This window comes from Streptomyces spiramyceticus, assembly GCF_028807635.1.
In the GTDB taxonomy this organism is placed as follows: domain Bacteria; phylum Actinomycetota; class Actinomycetes; order Streptomycetales; family Streptomycetaceae; genus Streptomyces; species Streptomyces spiramyceticus.
In genome coordinates this window covers 105,724-124,727 of sequence record NZ_JARBAX010000001.1, presented here as the reverse complement: position 1 = coordinate 124,727, position 19,004 = coordinate 105,724, and the positions used below count along the sequence as shown (strand labels likewise).

Below are 19,004 nucleotides of genomic sequence, written 5' to 3'. Positions count from 1 at the left end.
AGCATCGTGATCATGACAACTTCAAGCCCTCGGCTCGGCCCTCGCATGTCGGTTACTGCCACTCCTGCTTGCGGTCCGCGTCAGACGCGTTCCCGTACCTCCGCCACGACTTCCTTGTCCAGCGCCGCCCGCACCAGCGCCGCCGCCAGCACGGCCGGGCCGCGGTCGTCCGCCAGGGCAGCCAGCTTGTCCGGCGACTTGGGCAGGCCGAGGCGTTCCGCGCCCTGAAGTGCCTTGCCGTCGATGTACGGCGCCGCCTCCGGCCACACGGCCTGCGCCTCGCGCAGGAAGATGTCCGCACCGGCCGGGCCCATGCCCGGGGCCCGGCGCAGCCTTGTCCGCAGCTCGTCGAGATCGCCGTCGGCCTCCTCGCGCAGGCGGCGCAGGTCGCCGCCGTACTCGTCCAGCAGCAGTTGCGCCGCGTCGCCGAGCTGGGTCGCGGTCCGTTCGTCGTAGCGCCGGTAGCCGCCCTCGCCGAGGGCGTCGACGCGCTGCTGCCAGGTCGCGTCGGCCATCTTGCGCGGAGTGCGCATGCCGTGTTCGAACAGCGCACGTGCCGCGGCCACCGCCACGGATGCCCGGATGCGGGCGCTGAGGAGATGGCTCAGGACGAGGAGCTGGTAGAGGGGCTGGGGGGTGTCGCGCAGTCGGATGCCCGCCTCGTCGGCGTAGGTCTTGCCGTACTCGTCGAGCAGGGCTTCCACCGTCTTGCGGTCCTCGCGGTCGGTCATGACGGTTCTCCCAGTTCTCGCGGCAGGTCTGCCGGTTCCTCGGCGGCGACCTGGCGCAGGGTGCGCCCCGTACGGGCCGAACGGGCGCGGTGCGGGTCCGGCGTACCGGGCTTGCCGTGGACGGCCCGCTTGTCGTCGGCCTTGATCAGCAGCCACGCTTCCTCGCCGGGCTCGTCGCCCTCGTGGCCGCCCCGGAAGCGGGTGAGGGCGAACTCGCCGTGCAGCTTGGTCCCGTCGAGCCGGAAGGTGGCGTGCCCCTTCTCCAGGGATTCGTCGAACGGTACGGGCCTGCCCCGCCGGTCGTGGCTGAGCGGCTCGTACGTGCCCTGGTCCCAGACGATGACCGTGCCGCCGCCGTACTCGCCGCTCGGAATGACGCCCTCGAACTCGCGGTACTCCAGCGGATGGTCCTCCGTCGGCACGGCCAGCCGCTTGTCGTGCGGGTTCTCCGACGGGCCGCGCGGTACGGCCCACGACTTCAGTACGCCGTCCACTTCCAGCCGGAAGTCGAAGTGCATGCGGCGCGCGTCATGGATCTGCACGACGAAGCGCGGGGCGCCGCCCGCCTGCTCGCCGTCGCCGCGTGGCTCCGAGGTCGTGTCGAAGTGCCGTTTGCCGCGGTAGGTCCGCAGCGTGTCGTCGTCCTTCACGGCTGAGTCCCTTGAGTTCCTCTGGTACGGATTTCGTCCGTACCTCCACTGTGCCGCCGCGGGTCACCGACCGCACAATGGCCGATTCACCTGCGGGTCACTTGCCTGCAGCGGGGCGGGCGCGTACGTGCATCCGCTCGCCCTGCTGTCCGAACAGGCTGAGGAATTCGACCGGCTCCGGGCCCGCGTTGGCCCAGGCGTGCGGCGTGCGGGTGTCGAACTCGGCGACTTCCCCGGCCGTGAGGACGAAGTCGTGCTCGCCCAGGACGAGCCGCAGCCGGCCCGCGAGGACGTACAGCCACTCGTAACCCTCGTGCACCCGCTGTTCGAGCTCCCCGCTTCCGCCGTGACCCGGAGGCATGACCTGCTTGTACGCGACCAGGCCGCCGCGTTGGCGGGTCAGCGGGATGAAGGTCATGCCGTGGCGCGTGAACGGGCGTGGGTGGATGCGGGGATCGCCGGTCGCCGGCGCGTCCACGAGTACGTCCAGTTGTACGCCGTGGGCCCTCGCCAGGGGCAGCAGGAGCTCCAGGGTCGGTTTGCGCTGCCCGGACTCCAGGCGCGAGAGCGTACTGAGCGAGATTCCGGTGGTCTCGCTCAGCTGGGCCAGGGTGGTGCCGCGTTCCCGGCGCAGCGCCCGCAGGCGCGGTCCCACGGCGGTCAGCACACTTGCGAAGTCGTCGTCTGCCATCTCTCCATTTGCCGACCCGGCAACAAACTTTGTCAAGCGCCGGGGTCCGGGCGGACCATCTCCCACGAATGGAGGTACCAGACATGACCGTACAGAGAGAGCAGGCGGCGCAGCAGGAGCGCTACGACGTCGTGGTCGTCGGTGGTGGCGCCGCGGGGCTGAGCGGCGCACTCACCCCCGCCCGGGCACGCCGCTCGGTGCTGGTGATCGACGCCGGCCGGCCCCGCAACGCCCCGGCCGCCCACGTCCACGGCTACCTCGCCCGCGAGGGGACGCCCCCCGCGCAGCTGCTCGCCGAGGGCCGCGCGGAAGTGACCGGCTACGGCGGCGAGATCGTGACAGGGAGCGTCGTGACGGCCGAGCGCATGGACGCCGGGGGCTTTCGCGTCGTACTCGAAGACGGGGCAGCGGTCGAGGCGGACCGACTGCTGGTGACGACCGGCCTGGTCGACGAGCTGCCCGAGGTGCCAGGCGTGGCGGAGCGGTGGGGGCGCGAGGTGCTGCACTGCCCGTACTGCCACGGCTGGGAGGTGCGCGATCGTCCGATCGGAGTCCTGGCCACCGGGCCGCTCGCGGTGCATCAGGCCCTGCTGTGGCGGCAGTGGAGCACGAACGTGACTCTCTTCCTGCACACCTGGGCGGGAGTGGGCGAGGAGGAGTACGAGCAGCTCGCGGCCCGCGACATCGCCGTGGTGGACGGGCGGGTGACCGGTCTGGAGATCACCGGCGACCGCCTCACCGGCGTGACCCTGGCCGACAGCCGGTCGGCCGGCTGCGAGGCCCTTGTCGTCGCCCCGCTCTTCACCGCACGCGGCGGCCTCCTGGCGGGCCTGGGCCTTGAGCCGACCGAGCAGGAACGGGACGGACATGTGATCGGCAGCTACATCGCCGCCGACCCGACCGGCGCGACCGCCGTGCCCGGCGTGTGGGTGGCCGGCAATGTCGCCAACCTGACGGAACAGGTCATCGGCGCCGCCGGTGCCGGCGTGCGCGCCGCCGCGGCGATCAACGCCGACCTCGTCGCCGAGGACACCCGCCGGGCCGTCGCGCACCGGGCCGTCGCACACAGTAGGACATGGGAGGACACACCGATGACAAAGGATGCCAAGTCGGGCGCGGAGCTCAAGTCGGGCGCGGAGCTCTGGGACGCCCGGTACGCCGAGAGCGACCGCATCTGGAGCGGGAACCCCAACGCCGCCCTGGTCCGTGAAACCACCGGCCTGAAGCCGGGCAGGGCCCTGGATCTGGGCTGCGGCGAGGGAGCCGACGCGATCTGGCTCGCACAGCAGGGATGGCGAGTCACCGCCACAGACATCTCCGGAATCGCCCTCGGCCGTGCGGCCGGGCACGCGGCAGAGGCGGGAGTGGCCGACCGGATCGACTGGCAGCGGCACGACCTGGGCGAGTCGTTCCCCGCAGGCGAATTCGACCTGGTCTCCGCCCAGTTCCTGCACTCCTGGGGCGAAATGCCGCGCGAGAAGATCCTGCGGACGGCTGCCGCGGCCGTCGCGCCCGGCGGCGTACTCCTGATCGTCGGACATGCCGGGTACCCGTCGTGGGAGCACAACCACCCTGCCGACGTGGCCTTCCCCACGCCGGATGAGGTTCTCGAAGCGCTTGAGCTGCCGGAAGGGCAGTGGGAGGTGCTGGTCAGCGAAGAACACGAGCGGATCCAGACCCGGCCGGAAGACGGGCAGCCCGGCACCCGTACGGACAACACGCTCAAGGTGCGGCGCACCGGCTGAACCCTCCCGAGTTCAGGGCCGGGCGGGCCGCTGCGCGAGCCAGTCGTACGCCGCCCTCGCCGTGAACTCGCTCTGGCCGCCCGGGAAGAGCAGCCCGGCCGTGGCGAACGCCGGGTCGGTGTCCGTGCCGTCGACGTAGGGGACCGCGATGCAGCGCATGCCCGCGGCGTGCGCTGCCGTCGCGCCGGCCGGGGCGTCCTCCAGGACCACACAGTCGGCGGGCGCGGCGCCGATCCTGCGGGCGGCCTCCAGGAAGACATCGGGCGCGGGCTTGCCGTGCGGCACCTCATCGGCGGAGACGACGGCGGTGATCAGGGCGTCCAGGCCGGTGCAGGCGAGCACGGCGTCGATGGCGGTGCGCGAGGACCCCGAGGCCACGATCATCGGGGTCCCCTCCGCGTGCAGCCGCTCGGCGAACTTCCGCATCTCGGGAAACACTTCGGTCGAGGCGCCGGCCAGTTCCAGATAGAGCCGGTTCTTCTCGGCGAGGAGCTCGTCGAGCGGCGCCTCGATGCCGTACCGCTCGCGCAGCGCCATCAGCGTCTCGCGCGTGCTGATCCCGATGAAGCGGGCGTGCACCTCCCACGTGAAGTCCGTGGTGCCGCGCCGGGCGAGCAGCCGTCGGCCCGCCTCGTAATAGTTCGGCTCGCTGTCGACGAGCGTTCCGTCGAGATCGAAGATGACCGAGGTACCGTGCGGGGTGCTCATGGCACCAGCATGCCAAGCCGGTGACTACGGGGTTCTGGCGGCCGCCCTGCCCACCGCCTCGACCAGCGGCAGCAGCCGGTGCGGCACGCGTTCGCGCAGTGCCACCTCGGTACGCGTCCGTACGACGCCCGGCATCTGGATCAGCCGCTGGATGACGTCCTCCAGGTGCCCGTTGTCGCGCGCCACCACCCGGGTCAGCAGGTCACCGCCGCCCGTGATGGAGAACGCCTCGATGATCTCCGGTACGGCCGCCAGCGCGTCGCCCACCTCGTCGAGGTGGCCCTGGGTTACCTCGATGTGGACGAAAGCGAGGACGGGGTGGCCGAGCGCGGCGGGGGAGAGGGCGGGACCTGTACCGGTGATCACTCCGTCCCGCTCCAGCCGCTCCAGCCGGGCCTGGAGCGTCCCGCGCGCGATGCCCAGGACGCGGGCGTACTCGCGCACGCTGGTGCGGGGCTGCTCGATGAGCAGGCGCAGGATGCGGGTGTCGAGTTCGTCCACCGCCATGATCCGTTGGCCTCCTTCTGGCTCGGTTCTCGGATCGCTTACTGTACCAATGGCTCAGTGGTTCCAGGGCGAGTTGAGCCACCGTGCCACTTGATGCTTTCCTTTGTGTATTCATGGCGCCGCGCAGCGCCGGACCGGCAACGAAGCCGCTCCCGGACAGCGGCGCCTTTCCCATGTCCGTGAAGATCGGTTCGCCGAGGGGGGCGGTCACACCGTCGTGAAGAGGATGTTCAGCGCTCCTGATCCGGGGCTTCTGCGTCTGCGCGTGTCCACGCGCGCCGTCATCGGGGTGGGGCTCTCGGTGGCCGCGGCCGAACTGGCCGGGCTGTCCCTGACCGCCTCCATCACCGCGGGACTCGCCGCGCTCCTCGCGCTCTTCACCGTCCAGGATGCGACGGTCCGCCGCCAGGTGGTCACCACCGCGCTGCTGCCGCTCGCCGGTTTCCCCGTACTCGCCCTGGCGACCGCCCTCCACGAGCACCCGCTCCCTCGCGACCTGGCATTCCTCCTGGTGGTCTTCTGCGGCGCGTACGCCAGGCGCTGGGGGCCGCGCGGTCACGCGCTCGGGATCTTCGCGTTCATGCAGTTCTTCGCCACCCAGTTCCTGCACGCGCAGCCGTCCCAGCTGCCCGAGCTGTACGCCGCTGTCGCGCTCGCCGTCGCCGCCTCATCCGCGGTCCGCTTCGGCGCGTGGTGCATCGAGCGGCGCACTCCGCCGCCCGCCGCGCCCGCCCCGCTGACCGGGCGCCGTCTCGCGCGCCCCACCACCCGCCAGGCATTCCAGGTCACCGCCGCGTGCGCGTTCGCGCTGGCGCTGGGGCAACTGCTCTCGCAGGAGCGCTGGTACTGGGCCGTGGGCACCGCGTGGTGGATCTTCGTCAACACCACCGCGCGCGGCGAGACGCTGGTACGCGGCTTCCGTCGCGTACTCGGCACGGTCGCCGGCATCGCCGCCGGCCTGCTGATCGCGGTCCCCGTCGCCGGGTCGCCCGCGCCGACGGCCGCCCTGGTCGCCGTCTGCGTCTTCGGCATCTTCTACACGGCGGCGCCCTCGTACAGCTGGATGATGTTCTTCGTGACCGTCATGGCCGGTCTGCTGTACGGACTCCTCGGCGTCCTGCACCCCGGCTTGCTCCTCCTGCGCTTCGAGGAGACCGCCGTCGGCGCACTCGGCGCGGCCGTCGCCGTCGCCGTCGTCCTGCCGGTCACCACCCACGGGACGACCAACGCCTGGATCCAGCGCGCGCTGCACTGCGTACGCGCCTGCACCGCCGACGCCGCCCGGCGGCTGGCCGGGGACACCGCCGCCGACCCGGCGCCCCGGGTGGCCGAACTGGAGCTGCTCCTCGGCCGGGTACGGCACACGCTCGCCCCGCTGGTGCACCCGCTGAGCCCGCTGCGCGCCCGCAAGGCGCGTGCCCGCCAGGTCATCGCGTTGCTCGACGACTGCGCCCGGCTGGTACGGGCCCTCGCCTCCGTGGCCGCCGACCCCGACGCCTCCCACGATGCGCGCCTCGCCGCCGCCTGCTGGCGCGTCGAGGCCGCCGTCGAGGCGCTCGTGTCGCCGGGGGCCGAGATCGAGGGGCCGCCGGTTCAGCCCGTACAGGCACCGGCGCACCACCCGGGCGCCGAGGCCGCGCTGAGCCATCTCCACGAGCTGGAGCAGGCGCTCGCCGAGCTCGCCACTCCCCTGCGCACCTCTCCGCGCGCCCCCGTCGTAAGCGCCTGAGCTGCGGCCTGGACAGGAGGTCGCCGAATGAGGCAGATGCAATCAACACGGACAGGGTGGATCAGCGTGTGCGAGGGGTAGACCCGGCCGCACCACACGGGTGACCGGCACGGGCCGTGCGGAAACGGCCCGTGCCCCTTCGGCACTTGGGGGTGCCCGCACCATGCGCAAGTACCGCCGGCGAGCCGCAGACCAGGACCAGGACCAGGACCAGGCCCAGGCCCAGGCCCAGGCCCAAGACCAGGACCAGGACCTCTGGCGCCCCGCTCCCTGCCCTGTACCGAACAGCCGAACGGGCGCTTTCTCAGACAGGCCGGGGAGTTCATCCGGCTCCACCACCGCAAGGCATGGGAGGTACCCCCATCCGACCACCACACCGAGTCGCTGCGCTTCCTCGCCCACCTGGAACGGGAGGAGGCGAGGGGCCGCCGGGCCGGGGCCGACTGGGCGTGGATCGTAATCGCGGCCCGGCAGAATGTGATCCACAGCTGTCTCGGAAAGGGGCTCCACGGTGAGCAGCAGCAACGCGGCAGGGCGGGCGTTCATAGGGTCGTTCACGTCGGCAGGGGGCCGGGGGATCATCGCCGCCGCCGTGGACCCGGAGACGGGCGGGCTGACCCTCCTGGGGGCCACCGACGCCGTCGCCGACCCTTCGTACCTCGCGCTCGCGCCCGGCGGTTCGGCCCTGTACGCGGTGAGCGAGACCGAGGACGGGGCGGTCGCGGCGTTCGACGTGACGGGCGACGGCGCCCCGCAGCCACTGGGCAAGCCGGTGCCGGTGGGCGCCGCAGCGCCCACCCATCTCGCCCTCGCCGCCGGGCACCTGGTGACCGCCAACTACGGCTCGGGCAGCGTCACGGTCCTCCCCGTCGGCGCGGACGGCGCCCCGGAGGCGGCCACCGGCGTACTGCACCACCGCGGCAACGGCCCGGACGAGGACCGCCAGGCCGGGCCGCACGCGCACCAGGTGCTGCCCGACCCCACCGGGCGCTGGGTGCTCAGCGTCGACCTCGGAACCGATTCCGTACGGGTCTGCCAACTCACCACCCCCACCGGAACGCTGCGTGTGCACACCGAGACCGCGCTGCGGCCCGGGTCGGGCCCCCGCCATCTGGCCTTCCACCCGGACGGCGGTCACGCGTACGTCCTCAACGAACTGGAGCCGACCGTCACGGTCTGCCGCTGGGACGCCGAGTCGGGAGTGCTTGTGCCGCTCGCTGAGGCCCCTGTGGTGCCGCCGGGCACGGAAGGGGCGACGTACGCCTCCGAGGCCGTCGTGGAGCACGACGGGCGCTTCCTGTGGGTGGCCAACAGGGGGCACGACAGCATCGCTGTCCTCGCACTCGACGCGGGCGGGGCGCGGGCGGAGCTGGTGACGACGGTGGAGTGCGGCGGGCACTGGCCGCGCGACCTCACCGCGGACCCTTCCGGACGCAGGCTGTACGTGTCCAACGAACGCTCGGGAGACGTCATCTGGTTCGACATCGACCAGGAGACGGGCATCCCGCGCCGGGCGGGCTCCATCGAGGCGCCTGCGGCGTCCTGCGTCGTCTTCGCCTGACACCCTCGGCATCCCTGGTGCCCCTGGCGCCCCTGACACACAGGGAGGGCCCGCACCGAGTGATCGGTGCGGGCCCTCCCTGCCGTCTGCCGTTGTCCGACGTGGTGTGCCGTGTCAGTGGGTCGACATGCCCTGAGCCTGCTGCTGCGGGGCGATGCCGAGCGCCGTCGTGTAGTGCGACAGCGCGAGCTTGCCGATCGCCGGGTAGGCGCCCAGCGGCTCCGCCGTCGCGCAGTCCGCCTCCTTGACGGCCGCGTCGAGCAGGCTGTCCGGAACCTCCGGGCCGATCACGTACGGCGCGAGCGCGAGCTGCACCGAACCCGAACCGCGCAGCTGCTCCGCGGTGGCGGCGACCGAACCCTCCTCGTCGAGCGCGGCGGCTATGACCGGTACGGCGAGACGCGCGGCCAGCAGCATGCCGGTGATCCCGGCGGCCTGCACGGCCTCCTCGCCGCCCACCGTGGCCAGGATGATGCCGTCGGCCGCCGTGGCGACCGTGAACAGCCTGGCACGGTCGGCGCGGGACAGACCGGCCTCGGAGAGGCGCACGTGCAGTGCCTCCGCGAGCAGCGGGTGGGGGCCGAGGACGTCGGTCAGCTCGGCCGCGGCGCGGCTGTCCATGACTGCCTGCCGTATCCGGCGCATGAGGGCGCTTTCGGGACCGGCGAGCAGCGGTACCACGACGGCGACCGGGCCGTGCGGCTCTTCGACCTCGCGTCCCGCCGCGAGCGCCTGCTCGTAGCGGGCGGTGCGCTCGGCAGCGGTGTGCGCGAGGGCGTTTTCGAGCGTCGGGTACTCGGCGTTGTCGCCGTCGAGGTAGCCGATTCTGGCGTCAAGGCCGGGCAGCTCGGAACGGGCGATGCTGACGACTTCCTCCGCCAGGCTGCGCGAAGCGCTGCCCGGGGTGCCGGGGACGGCGAGGACAAGCGCGGGCGCGCCCTCGGGCGCCACCACGGGTTCCGGGCGGCGGTGCCGTCCGGGCTGGCGAGGTCGCGGCATTCGTACAGGCAGGCCGGATGCGGGCCCAGTGGGGGAGCTCATGGCGCCGCATGCTACTGGCTTTCGGGGTTGGGCCGTTCGGGGAGGGGGCATTCGAGCGGTGTCTGTCCCTATTTATCCCGTGAGTCGCTTTGAGTTCAACTGCCCTGCTCTGTCGGTACGTGCAACAGGCGCCCGTCGTGCGGCAGCCGCAGGTCGCCGGTGGCGAGCGATGCGGCGATGCGCACGGACCCGGCCAGCGGGTCACCGGCCGCCGATACGGTACGCGCGTGCGGCAGTCGAGCGGAGAGTTCGGCCCGCAGGGGTACGAGCAGCGGGTCGCCGATCTTGAACAGGCCGCCGGTGAGGGCGACTTCGCACTCCCCGGACGCCGGGCAGACGGCGGCAGCTGCGTCGGCGATGTGCCGGGCCGCCTCCCGCAGGATTCCCGCCGCGACGGGGTCGACAGTTTCGCGGGGTTCGCCGGTCCCGGCCGTGGCGCACCGGGCGACCTCCGGCGCGAAGGAGGCCAGTACGGCGGGCCGGTCGGTGCGCGGGTAGAGCAGGCCGGGCAGTTCGGGCGCGGGGCCGAAAACCGTCTCCAGTGCGGCGAGCAGCGCCGGGGAGCCCCCGGGACGCCCGTCATGGGCGCGCATCGCCGCTTCGAGCCCCGCCCGGCCGATCCAGGCACCGCTGCCGCAGTCGCCGAGCAGATGCCCCCAGCCGTCGGCTCTGCGCCAGGAGGCCAGGTCGGTGCCCAGGGCGATCATCCCGGTCCCTGCCGCCACTACCGCCCCAGGACGCTGACCGAGCGCCCCCGCGTACGCCGTGACGGCGTCGGCGGCGAGCGCGACGCGCCGTACTCCGAGCGCACTCTCCAACGCCGCCGGCAGCCGGGTGCGCAGGTCGTCACCCAGGGTCGCCATCCCGGCGGCGCCGACGGCGACAGCGCCGACGGCGACGGTGTCACCGACAGTCTCACCGGCGGTGTCCCGAGCGCCGCCTCCGGCACTGTCGAGCAGGGCGCGTGCCATGGGCAGCAACTGGTCCAGCAGATGCGCCGCGTCGATGCCGGCGGGACCCGTGCGGACGGGCTCGCGCGACGCGGTGGTCCGCGCACGCCCAATGTCCGAGGCGTCCGCGAGCGCCACCCGCAGCCCCGATCCGCCGGAGTCCACGCCCAGCACCCACCCGCCGGTGGGGCCGGGGCCCGGCGTCACGGCAGCCGCCAGTCCACCGGCTGCGCGCCCTGGCGGGCCAGCAGCTCATTGGTGCGGCTGAACGGCCGGGAGCCGAAGAAACCGCGGTCCGCCGACATCGGGGAGGGGTGCGCGGACTCGACGGCCGGCAGATCGCCGAGCAGCGGCCGCAGATTGCGGGCGTCACGCCCCCACAGCACGGACACCAGCGGTGTGCCGCGCGCGACCAGTGCCCGGATCGCCTGCTCGGTCACCTCTTCCCAGCCCTTGCCCCGGTGCGCTGCGGGCTTGCGCGGAGCCGTGGTGAGCGCCCTGTTGAGCAGCAGCACCCCCTGGCGCGTCCACGGCGTGAGGTCACCGTTGGACGGCCGGGGGAGACCGAGGTCGGTGTGCATCTCCCGGTAGATGTTCTCCAGGCTGCCCGGCAGCGGACGCACTTCGGGCGCGACGGAGAAGCTCAGCCCCACGGCATGTCCCGGCGTCGGATACGGGTCCTGGCCGACGATCAGGACCCGCACCTCGCTGAACGGCTGCTGAAACGCCCGCAGTACGTTCGCCCCGGCCGGTAGGTACGTCCGCCCGGAGGCGATCTCCGTACGCAGGAAGTCGCCCATAGCGGCGACCCGTTCGGCCACTGGTTCCAGAGCGTCCGCCCAGCCCGGCTCGACGATCTCTTTCAACGGTCTTGCTGCCACGGGGCGTCACTCTACTGGTGGCGCACCCGCCCGCATCAACCGATGGCCGGAGCTCGGCCGACGGTCCAGGGCCGCAGTCGATCGCCGTAGCTCGGCCGACGACCGCAGCTCAGCCCATGGCCGCCGCCCGTACGCACAGCACATCCGGCAGATGCGAGGCGAGCAGCTGCCAGCTGTCCCCGTCGTCCGCGCTCGCGAAGAGCTCGCCGTTGCGATTGCCGAAGTACACCCCCGCCGGGTCGGCGTTGTCCGTACAGAGCGCGTCGCGCAGCACCGTCCCGTAGTGCGCCTCCTCGGGCAGTCCGGCCGACAGCGGCTCCCAGGTCTTGCCCGCGTCACCGGTCCGGTAGACGCGGCATTTGTTGTCGGCGGGCACCCGGTCGGAGTCCGCGGTGATCGGGAAGACGTACGCCGTGTCCGCCAGGTGCGGATGCGCCGCGGCGGCGAATCCGAACGTGGAGGGCAGCCCGGCCCCGATGTCGGACCAGTTGGCTCCGGCGTCGTCGCTCCGGTAGACGCCCCAGTGGTTCTGCAGATACAGCCGGTCGGGATCGGCCGCATCCTGGGCGATCTTGTGTACGCACTGGCCGAACTCGGGATCGGGGTCGGGCAGGAAGACCGCCGACACCCCGCGGTTGGACGGTGCCCAGCTCGCCCCGCCGTCCAGCGAACGGAACACCCCGGCCGTGGAGACCGCGACCGTCAGAGCCTGTGCGTCACGCGGATCGGTGATTACGGTGTGCAGCCCCTCCCCGCCGCCGCCCGGCATCCACTGCGAGCGCGTCGGGTGCTCCCACAGCGGCCGTACCAGCTCGAAGGACTCTCCGCCGTCCTCGGACCGGAACAGCGCGGCGGGCTCGGTGCCGGCGTACACCACGTCGGGCGCCGCGGGCCAGGCCGGATGCAGCTGCCAGACCCGCTCCAGCGAGGCCCCGGTGAATTGCGGGAACTTCACCGCCGGCCGGGCGGGCTCGGTCCAGGTCTCGCCCAGGTCGTCGGAGTGGAAGACCGAAGGACCCCAGTGCGCGCTGTCCCCGCCGACGAGCAGCCTGGGCACCGCCCGGCGGGTGTCGATGGCGGTCGAATACACCGCCTGCGCGTTGAAATGCGGTCCGTCGAACTCCCACTGACCTCCGCGCCTGCGGCCGATGAAGAGTCCTTTTCGTGTACCTACAGTCAGCAGTACGTCGGTCATGACCGACACCTCCAGGACGCCGTTGTCTGAGATACGGGCCAGTGTGCACCCGCCCACTGACAATGGACCTTGCAGCGGGCGTTGTCGCAGTTCAGGGCGGTGGCGCGCCCTGAAGTCGGGGCAGCGGTCCTTTGAGTTCCGCCGTCGACGCATCCAGCAGCAGCGGCAGGAACCGGCCGACGAGCGCGCCCGGCGTCAGCCGGTCCGGTTCGACGTAACTCTGGCCGAGCGCCCCCTCCCGCATCGCGATCACCACCCTGACCAGCTCGTCGAGGTCGACCGTGGGCCGCAGCCCGGCCCGCTCGAACAGGTCCCGGTCGCGGGTGCGGCGGCCTTCGCGGGCGCCTGGGTGGACGGCCCCGGCTTCAGGGGCTTCAGGCCGGGCCGCAACCTCCTCTGGGACACCCTGTCCCAGCAGGTCGTCTACCCTCTGGCGCCCCGCCTGCGCGACGCCCAGGCCCCCAAGGGGATGTGCCTGCCCGCAGGCCCGGTCAACCGCGTCCTGCCCATGGTTCAGGAGCGGCTCCCGGTCCAACTGCTGCGCATCGGCCCCCTGTACCTCGTCGGCATCCCCGCCGAGGTGACGATCGTGGCGGGCCTGCGTCTGCGCCGTACAGTCGCCGAAATCGTCGGCGCGGACCTGGCGGACGTCCTGGTCGCGGGCTACAGCAATACGTACGCGCACTACGTGACCACACCGGAGGAGTACGACGCCCAGGAGTACGAGGGCGGCAGCACGCTCTTCGGCCGCTGGGAGCTGCCGGCCCTCTGCCAGAGCGTGGCGGGCCTGGCGGAGGCGATGCGGGACGGCAGGCGGGTCGCCCGGGGCACGCCGGAGCGCATCCGGCCGCAGCGCTCCCGGCCCCGGCGGCGCGGGCACGACGCGCCGCACCCCGGCCGGGCCTTCGGCGACGTCCTCGCCTTCGCCCGTACGGGCAGCCTGGTCACCGCCCGCTTCGTGGGCGCCCACCCGGGCAACGACCTGCACAGGGGCGGCACTTACCTCGCAGTGGAGCGGATGGGGGAGGACGGAGTGTGGACCGTGGTCGCCGACGACGGCGACTGGTCGACCACGTTCCGCTGGGCCAGGGCGGGGCAAGGGCGGGGGCGTCGTCGCCCACGGTGACGATCACCTGGGCCGTCCCGCCGGACGCCGAGGCGGGCACGTACCGGGTGCGGTACTTCGGCGACACGGCGGCGGGGCCTTTCACGGGGACGACGGCGCCGTTCGACGTGGGGCGCAGCACCTGACGCGCACGTGGAACCGGGGGACGTGGCGTCGTCGTGGTACCTCCGTAAGGGATCAGCGGTACCGAGACAAGGGGAGTGCGCCGGTGACTGTCGGGGCGGTGCGGATCGACGGGGACAGTTTGCTGCTGCCGGGCGGGGTGCAGGTGCGTTTCGTACGTACGCTGCGCCTGCCCGAGAAGGGGACGCACGCGCTGCCACCCGGGCTGGGGCACTTCCCGCTGCGCAGGGTCGAGGACTACCCGGACACCGCGCCGCAGCAGTGGCTGGCCAGGGGCGGCATCATGCTGCCCGTGTACTTGCGGGAGGCGATGTGGCTCAGCTTCGCCGGGACCGCGGAGCCGGGTGCCCTCCAGGTGGGCGTGGGCAAGGTGTGTGCCGTGTCGGGGAAGCCGTGGAGTGGCCGGCTGTCCCGTGACCCGCAGAACTACCTCGTGCTGCCCCGCCAGCCGTGGCTCGACGGCATCAACTCGGGCAAGGGCACGGTGCGCCAGTTCGTGGCGGTGCCGCTGGGCATGGGCGCGACGGTGGAGGGCCAGGTCACCGGTGAGGAGACGTGGGGCGGGCTCCAGTTGCAGTCCTTCCCCCTCACCGGCGCAGCCCTGGCCGCCTGGCGCGAGGAACAGCGCCGCGAGGCGGAGCGCCGGGCGGCGATGCCCCCGCCGCCCCAGCCCGGCGGCGGTTACGGATACGGGTACGGAGGGCCGGTGCCCGCCGCGCCCGCCATGGGCGCCGCTCCCTTCGGCAGGCCGGGCGGCGCCCCCAGGGCCCGGGCGGCGATGGGACTGGGCGTGGGCGGTTCCATGCGCCAGGAGGTCTACAAGGACGACCGGTCCGCGTCCGACTGGGCCGGGGAGCCGTCGGGCCGGGTCTTCGTCCACCTCGTGACGCCCCCGGAGTGGCGGCGTATCACGGGCGAGGAGCCCCCGCCGTCCCCCGTGGACCGGGCCGCGTACACGCGCGCCGGACTGCCCTGGTTCGACTACTACGACGCCGAGGGCGAGGACCTGGCGCCCTCCGAGACGCTGGGCGCGGTGCTGCCCGCCGGGGAGTGGCTGGGCGACGACCACGCACCGTGGCAGGAGCCCTCGCCGCACCAGGTGAAGCCGCTCGGCGACGCGCCGGGGAAGCCGGTGACCGACGGCGACTGGTAGGAAGCCCTTCACCGTGCGGCCGACTCCCTCCCGGACCGGCCGCACGGCACACTGATCGCCACGAACCCCGCGACCGCGACCCCGAGGTTCTCCTGGCCCAGGTGTCCGCCAGGGCGCCACCGCCTGGGTGGTGGCCGGGGACACGGCGATGCACCGCCAAGCCCCGGGGTGTGCGCCTGCTGCCGTACTTCGACGCGTACGTCATCGCGTCTCAGCCCCGGGAGCTGCTTCTTCCCCGGACCGGCCTATGAACGCGCACTGGCCGGCGGCCAGGCGGGCAACTACCCCCGTCCTGCTGGTGGACGGCGTCGCGGCCGGCGACGGGCACCAGCGCCGCTCCGGACGCAAGATCCACATCACGGTCGAGCCACTCGGCGCCCTCACCGCCGCGCAGCGCAAGGAGCTCGACGACCAGGTGAGGCGGGTCGGAGAGATCATGGAGGGCAGCACCGAACTCACCGTCGGCACGATCACGGTGGGCCCGCACGCCTGAGGAGACGAAGATGCCCGAGATCCGCATGCACACCCGTGACGGCGATACGCACCACGTCGAGGTCGCCCCGGGTCCCGCCGGCAACGCGGACGCGGGTCAGATCCACATCGGGGCGCACGGCAGCGAGTACGTCCCCCTCGTCGCCACCCCCGCGCAGGCCCGGGAGCTGGCCGCAGCCCTTCTGCGCGCCGCCGACGAGGCCGAGGCGCAGGCCACGGACACGTACGAGACCGTCAAGGCGGGCGAGCTGCGGCGCGGGGACGTGCGTACCGGCGAGCGCACGATCACGGTGGACCGCGTCAGGACCGACGGCGACACCGTCCACGTCACATGGACGTCGGACGTCGGGCGTCAGTGGACCCAGAGCTACGCCACGGAAGCGGACATCAGCCTCCGGCGTCGCGCGTAGTCGGTAGCCCGCAGCCCGCAGCCCGCAGTCCTTTGTCCGCCACGAACGGAAGTTTCTTGTGGTGCAGGGGAGTTGACCTGCCGTGGGCGCCTGCCTATGTTCTCGTTCGGGATTGTGGTCAATGTCCGATATTTCGAACGACACCAGGAGCCCGAATGAGCAGACTCAGACGCGCCTCGCGATCGCGTCCGTCCTGACCGGCCTCACGGCCGCACTCGTCACCGTTCCCGCCGAAGCTCCGGCGGCCGAAGCGGCCACCGACTACTCGATCACCGTCGACCCTGCCCGCACCGGCCCCGCGATCGACAAGTCGATGTACGGCGTCGTCTACATCACCACGGCCCGCACCGGCCTCACCCGCCCGCACCCGCTCGCCGGCTCCCTGCTGGTCCTCCCGGGCGCGGGTCAGGGCCTTCCCGCCACCGCCTTCGCAGGCTGACGAGGGGAGGAGGGCTGGGCGCGCGGCTCCCGGCGCCGGTTCAGACAGCGCGGTGGTACTGGTCGGGGACGTGGATGTCCCCGCCGAACTCCCGCGCCGCCTGCCGTGCCCAGTACGGGTTGCGCAGCAGCTCACGGCCCAGCAGGACCGCGTCCGCCTCACCGTTGGCCAGGATCTTCTCGGCCTGCCCGGGCTCTGTGATCATGCCGACGGCGGCGACGGGCAGGCCCGTCTCGGCCTTGACCCGCGCGGCGAACGGCACCTGGTAGCCGGGGCCCGTCGGGATGCGTACACCCGACGCGTTGCCGCCGGTGGAGACGTCCAGCAGGTCGACCCCGTGCGCCTTGAGGAGACGGGCGAAGCGGACGGTGTCGTCCGCCGTCCAGCCGTTCTCGTCGAGCCAGTCGGTGGCCGAGATCCGGAAGAACAGGGGCAGTTCTTCCGGCCACACCGCACGCATCGCGTCGACGACCTCGATCGCGAAGCGGGTCCGGTTCTCGAAGGAGCCGCCGTACTCGTCGGTGCGGTGGTTGCTGTGCGGCGAGAGGAATTCGCCGATCAGGTAGCCGTGCGCGCCGTGCACCTCGACGACCTCGAAGCCGGCGTCCAGCGCGCGCCGTGCCCCGTCGGCGAACTGCCCGACGATCTCCTTGATCCGGTCGGCCGACAGCTCGTCCGGTACGGGGTGGCCCTCGGCGAAGGCGACGGGGCTCGGTCCGACGGGCTGCCAGCCGTTGGCCTCGTCCCGCCCGACCGGCGCCCCGCCCTCCCAGGGTCGGTCGGTCGACGCCTTGCGTCCCGCGTGGGCGATCTGAATGCCCGCGACCGTGCCCTGGCTCTTGAGGAAGCGGGTGATCCGGCGCAGCGCCTCGACCTGCGTATCGTTCCAGATGCCCAGGTCGTACGGGCTGATGCGGCCCTCGGGGCTCACGGCCGTCGCCTCGACGAGGATCAGGCCGGTGCCGCCGGCCGCGCGGGCCGCGTAGTGGGCGAAGTGCCAGTCGTCGGCCACGCCCGCGTTCGGCCCGAAGGCTTCCGCCGAGTACTGGCACATCGGGGCCATCCAGACCCGGTTCGGGGCGGTCAGCGAACGCAGGGTGTAGGGCTCGAACAGGCTGCTCACGGCGGACTCCATTCACGACGGTGCCGGGGACGCGTAGTACGATACTCATCGTAGTACGGTGAATGTCAAACTACGATGGTTCTCGTACAATGGCATCCCTGAATGAAGACGAAGACACCGAAGACGAAGACACCAACGAAATGAGCCGTCGTGAGCACCGTCACCAGCGCGCGTGAACTCGCGCACCCCGCGCGCGACGAGATCCGCCTCGAAGGGGTGCTGCACGCGCTCTCCGACCCGATGCGAATGCGCATCGTCCGCGAGATGGCCTCGGCCGACGAGGCCGAGCTCTCCTGCTCGTACTTCGTCCTGCCCGTCACCAAGTCCACGACCACCCACCACTTCCGGGTGCTGCGGGAGAGCGGTGTGATCCAGCAGGTCTACCGGGGCACCGCCAAGCTCAACGGGCTGCGCCGCGACGACCTGGACGCGCTCTTCCCCGGCCTGCTCGACGCCGTTCTCGCGGCGGCGGCCGGGGAGGCGGACCGGCTCGGCGGCGCTAGAACCAGTTGATGCTGAGGGGGAACGTGGTGGTGGCCGAGGCTGTGGTGGAGTCGGTTGCCCTGGCGGTTATCTGGAGGGTGCCGGTCTGCCACGGCTTGCCGGTGATCCGGCCGGTGGCGGTGTCGATGCTCAGGCCGAAGGGCAGCCCGGACGCGCTGTAGCTGACCGGTGGTTTGCCGCCGGTGGCGGTGATCTGGATCGTGCAGCTCTGGTTGAACTTGCAGTTCTGGGTGCCCGGGTTGGACACCTTCAGGTCCCCGTCCGGCGGCGGAGTGGTGCCGCCGCAGCCCGGTGCGGCCTCCGGCGGCAGCGGGACGCGCCACAGCTGCGTGTCGTTCTCCGACCCCACAAGCAGGGTCGAGCAATTGGCGTACGTGAGGGTCTCGCCCTGCGGCTGCGACGGCAGCGCGACCTCGGCGAGCTTCGTGCCGGCGGCGTCGTAGATGTACGCAGTGTTGGCACCCAGCGGGCCGCCGCTTCGCAGTGCGTACGACTTGCCGGTGGGGGAGAAGGCGCCGTCCGTGGCGAAGACCGGGCCCGGACGGACCGGGGTGAGCGTGTTCACCTGGCCGGACTGGGGTGGCAGCGGGGCCTTGTAGAGCTGTCCGGCGGCCCCGATCAGCTTGCTGGCGACGTACAGCTGACCCGTCGTCGGATCGGCGAGGAGCGACTCGGCGTCGTGTCTGCCGTCCGAGTAGGCGAAGCGCAGGGCGGTGGGTGTCACCGTGGCGTTCGTGAGCTGGTCGGGCTCGGGGAAGCTGTAGACGGTGAGCTCGGCGCGGCCGCTGAAATTGTCGCCGATGTCGCCGACCTGGATCACGGGGCGGCCCTGCGCGTCCTTGCCGACGGCCAGCCCCTCCCAGTCGGTGTTGGTCGCGCCGCTGAGGCTGTACGTCGCCTTCAGGACGCCGGTGGGGCCACCGCAGTCGACGGCGAACACCTGAGTGGTGTTGCCGCTGTCGTTGACGGCGTAGAAGACGCCCGGGTGTCTGGCGCTCATGGCCAGGCCGCTGAGCTCGGCGAGGCCCGGGGGCAGGGTGCACGCGCGCTCCGGCGCGGCGGACGGCGCCGCTGCGGCCGGGGTCGGCGGGGCCGCGAAGAGGGCGGCGGTGGTGATGAGCGCCGCGCCCATGGCGGTACGAATCAGGTATCGGGGCATGAGCACAATGTGACGGCGGGCGGTCGAGGCTCCAAGCGTGCAGCGCACACCCGTTCGGCATGGGCCGATGCCCGGCGGGCATGGCG

20 protein-coding genes and 2 pseudogenes are annotated in these 19,004 nt (G+C 72.4%); 11 read left to right on the top strand and 11 right to left on the bottom strand.

Annotation, left to right across the window (positions count from 1 at the left end):
* Positions 1–80: 80 nt before the first annotated feature.
* The 3 genes from PXH83_RS00560 to PXH83_RS00550 all read right to left on the bottom strand — a co-directional run bounded on the left by PXH83_RS00560 (position 81) and on the right by PXH83_RS00550 (position 2,072).
* Positions 81–731 (bottom strand): HhH-GDP family DNA glycosylase, encoded by a 651-nt coding sequence (locus PXH83_RS00560; protein ID WP_274555384.1) that lies wholly within the window; start codon positions 729–731, stop codon positions 81–83.
* Positions 728–1,381: a DNA polymerase ligase N-terminal domain-containing protein gene (locus tag PXH83_RS00555; protein WP_274555382.1), complete on the bottom strand. Its 654-nt coding sequence runs from the start codon at positions 1,379–1,381 to the stop codon at positions 728–730. Before PXH83_RS00555 ends, PXH83_RS00560 begins: the two co-directional genes overlap by 4 nt.
* A 97-nt stretch (positions 1,382–1,478) precedes the next feature.
* The gene (locus tag PXH83_RS00550; protein WP_274555380.1) at positions 1,479–2,072 is read right to left on the bottom strand and encodes a helix-turn-helix domain-containing protein; all 594 of its coding nucleotides are present in this window, start codon (positions 2,070–2,072) and stop codon (positions 1,479–1,481) included.
* 83 nt (positions 2,073–2,155) lie between these two features.
* Between PXH83_RS00550 and PXH83_RS00545 the strand changes: the two genes are divergently transcribed.
* Positions 2,156–3,817, top strand: coding sequence for a bifunctional NAD(P)/FAD-dependent oxidoreductase/class I SAM-dependent methyltransferase (locus tag PXH83_RS00545; protein WP_274555378.1), 1,662 nt, complete (start codon positions 2,156–2,158; stop codon positions 3,815–3,817).
* A gap of 12 nt (positions 3,818–3,829) precedes the next feature.
* Here the strand turns inward: PXH83_RS00545 and PXH83_RS00540 are convergent, their stop codons facing one another.
* A complete protein-coding gene (locus PXH83_RS00540; RefSeq protein WP_274555376.1) occupies positions 3,830–4,525 on the bottom strand; it encodes an HAD family hydrolase in 696 nt (231 codons plus the stop codon).
* Positions 4,526–4,549: 24 nt separating this feature from the next.
* On the bottom strand, positions 4,550–5,032 hold the full coding sequence (locus tag PXH83_RS00535) for an Lrp/AsnC family transcriptional regulator (RefSeq protein ID WP_274555374.1): 483 nt from the start codon (positions 5,030–5,032) through the stop codon (positions 4,550–4,552).
* Positions 5,033–5,258: 226 nt separating this feature from the next.
* Between PXH83_RS00535 and PXH83_RS00530 the strand changes: the two genes are divergently transcribed.
* The 3 genes and pseudogenes from PXH83_RS00530 (at position 5,259) to PXH83_RS00520 (ending at position 8,322) form a co-directional block, all read left to right on the top strand.
* Entirely contained in the window at positions 5,259–6,761 is a 1,503-nt protein-coding gene (locus PXH83_RS00530; RefSeq protein ID WP_274555372.1) for an FUSC family protein, read from the top strand.
* Between the two features lie 255 nt (positions 6,762–7,016).
* A pseudogene (locus PXH83_RS00525) lies at positions 7,017–7,214 on the top strand (hypothetical protein); the annotation flags it as partial.
* Positions 7,215–7,272: 58 nt separating this feature from the next.
* Entirely contained in the window at positions 7,273–8,322 is a 1,050-nt protein-coding gene (locus PXH83_RS00520; RefSeq protein WP_274555370.1) for a lactonase family protein, read from the top strand.
* Between the two features lie 114 nt (positions 8,323–8,436).
* Here PXH83_RS00520 and PXH83_RS00515 read toward each other — a convergent pair whose 3' ends face one another.
* The 4 genes from PXH83_RS00515 to PXH83_RS00500 all read right to left on the bottom strand — a co-directional run bounded on the left by PXH83_RS00515 (position 8,437) and on the right by PXH83_RS00500 (position 12,389).
* Positions 8,437–9,363 (bottom strand): sirohydrochlorin chelatase, encoded by a 927-nt coding sequence (locus tag PXH83_RS00515; protein WP_274555368.1) that lies wholly within the window; start codon positions 9,361–9,363, stop codon positions 8,437–8,439.
* Between the two features lie 95 nt (positions 9,364–9,458).
* Positions 9,459–10,520: an N-acetylglucosamine kinase gene (locus tag PXH83_RS00510; RefSeq protein ID WP_274555366.1), complete on the bottom strand. Its 1,062-nt coding sequence runs from the start codon at positions 10,518–10,520 to the stop codon at positions 9,459–9,461.
* Positions 10,517–11,194: a uracil-DNA glycosylase gene (locus PXH83_RS00505; RefSeq protein WP_214922653.1), complete on the bottom strand. Its 678-nt coding sequence runs from the start codon at positions 11,192–11,194 to the stop codon at positions 10,517–10,519. The genes PXH83_RS00510 and PXH83_RS00505 overlap by 4 nt, the downstream gene beginning before the upstream one ends.
* A 109-nt stretch (positions 11,195–11,303) precedes the next feature.
* Positions 11,304–12,389, bottom strand: coding sequence for a WD40/YVTN/BNR-like repeat-containing protein (locus tag PXH83_RS00500; protein ID WP_274555362.1), 1,086 nt, complete (start codon positions 12,387–12,389; stop codon positions 11,304–11,306).
* Between PXH83_RS00500 and PXH83_RS00495 the strand changes: the two genes are divergently transcribed.
* The 6 genes and pseudogenes from PXH83_RS00495 (at position 12,388) to PXH83_RS32410 (ending at position 16,132) form a co-directional block, all read left to right on the top strand.
* Positions 12,388–13,515, top strand: a complete 1,128-nt coding sequence (locus PXH83_RS00495; protein WP_274555361.1) for a neutral/alkaline non-lysosomal ceramidase N-terminal domain-containing protein — start codon at positions 12,388–12,390, stop codon at positions 13,513–13,515. The two genes, PXH83_RS00500 and PXH83_RS00495, sit on opposite strands and share 2 nt — an antisense overlap.
* A complete protein-coding gene (locus PXH83_RS00490) occupies positions 13,512–13,640 on the top strand; it encodes a neutral/alkaline non-lysosomal ceramidase C-terminal domain-containing protein (RefSeq protein WP_274555360.1) in 129 nt (42 codons plus the stop codon). Before PXH83_RS00495 ends, PXH83_RS00490 begins: the two co-directional genes overlap by 4 nt.
* An 83-nt stretch (positions 13,641–13,723) precedes the next feature.
* Positions 13,724–14,791: a hypothetical protein gene (locus tag PXH83_RS00485; RefSeq protein WP_274555359.1), complete on the top strand. Its 1,068-nt coding sequence runs from the start codon at positions 13,724–13,726 to the stop codon at positions 14,789–14,791.
* 112 nt (positions 14,792–14,903) lie between these two features.
* Positions 14,904–15,284 (top strand): annotated as a pseudogene (locus PXH83_RS32725) (DNA glycosylase AlkZ-like family protein); the annotation flags it as partial.
* Positions 15,285–15,294: 10 nt separating this feature from the next.
* Positions 15,295–15,693: a hypothetical protein gene (locus PXH83_RS00475; protein ID WP_274555358.1), complete on the top strand. Its 399-nt coding sequence runs from the start codon at positions 15,295–15,297 to the stop codon at positions 15,691–15,693.
* A gap of 121 nt (positions 15,694–15,814) precedes the next feature.
* Positions 15,815–16,132 (top strand): hypothetical protein, encoded by a 318-nt coding sequence (locus PXH83_RS32410; RefSeq protein WP_420803101.1) that lies wholly within the window; start codon positions 15,815–15,817, stop codon positions 16,130–16,132.
* Positions 16,133–16,172: 40 nt separating this feature from the next.
* Here the strand turns inward: PXH83_RS32410 and PXH83_RS00465 are convergent, their stop codons facing one another.
* Complete coding sequence (locus PXH83_RS00465) at positions 16,173–17,255, bottom strand: NADH:flavin oxidoreductase/NADH oxidase (RefSeq protein ID WP_274555357.1); 1,083 nt, start codon at positions 17,253–17,255, stop codon at positions 16,173–16,175.
* A 150-nt stretch (positions 17,256–17,405) separates the two neighbouring features.
* Here PXH83_RS00465 and PXH83_RS00460 point away from each other — a divergent pair, with 150 nt between their 5' ends.
* Entirely contained in the window at positions 17,406–17,768 is a 363-nt protein-coding gene (locus tag PXH83_RS00460) for an ArsR/SmtB family transcription factor (RefSeq protein WP_274555356.1), read from the top strand.
* Here the strand turns inward: PXH83_RS00460 and PXH83_RS00455 are convergent.
* Positions 17,755–18,918, bottom strand: a complete 1,164-nt coding sequence (locus PXH83_RS00455; protein WP_274555355.1) for a putative Ig domain-containing protein — start codon at positions 18,916–18,918, stop codon at positions 17,755–17,757. The two genes, PXH83_RS00460 and PXH83_RS00455, sit on opposite strands and share 14 nt — an antisense overlap.
* Positions 18,919–19,004: the final 86 nt, after the last annotated feature.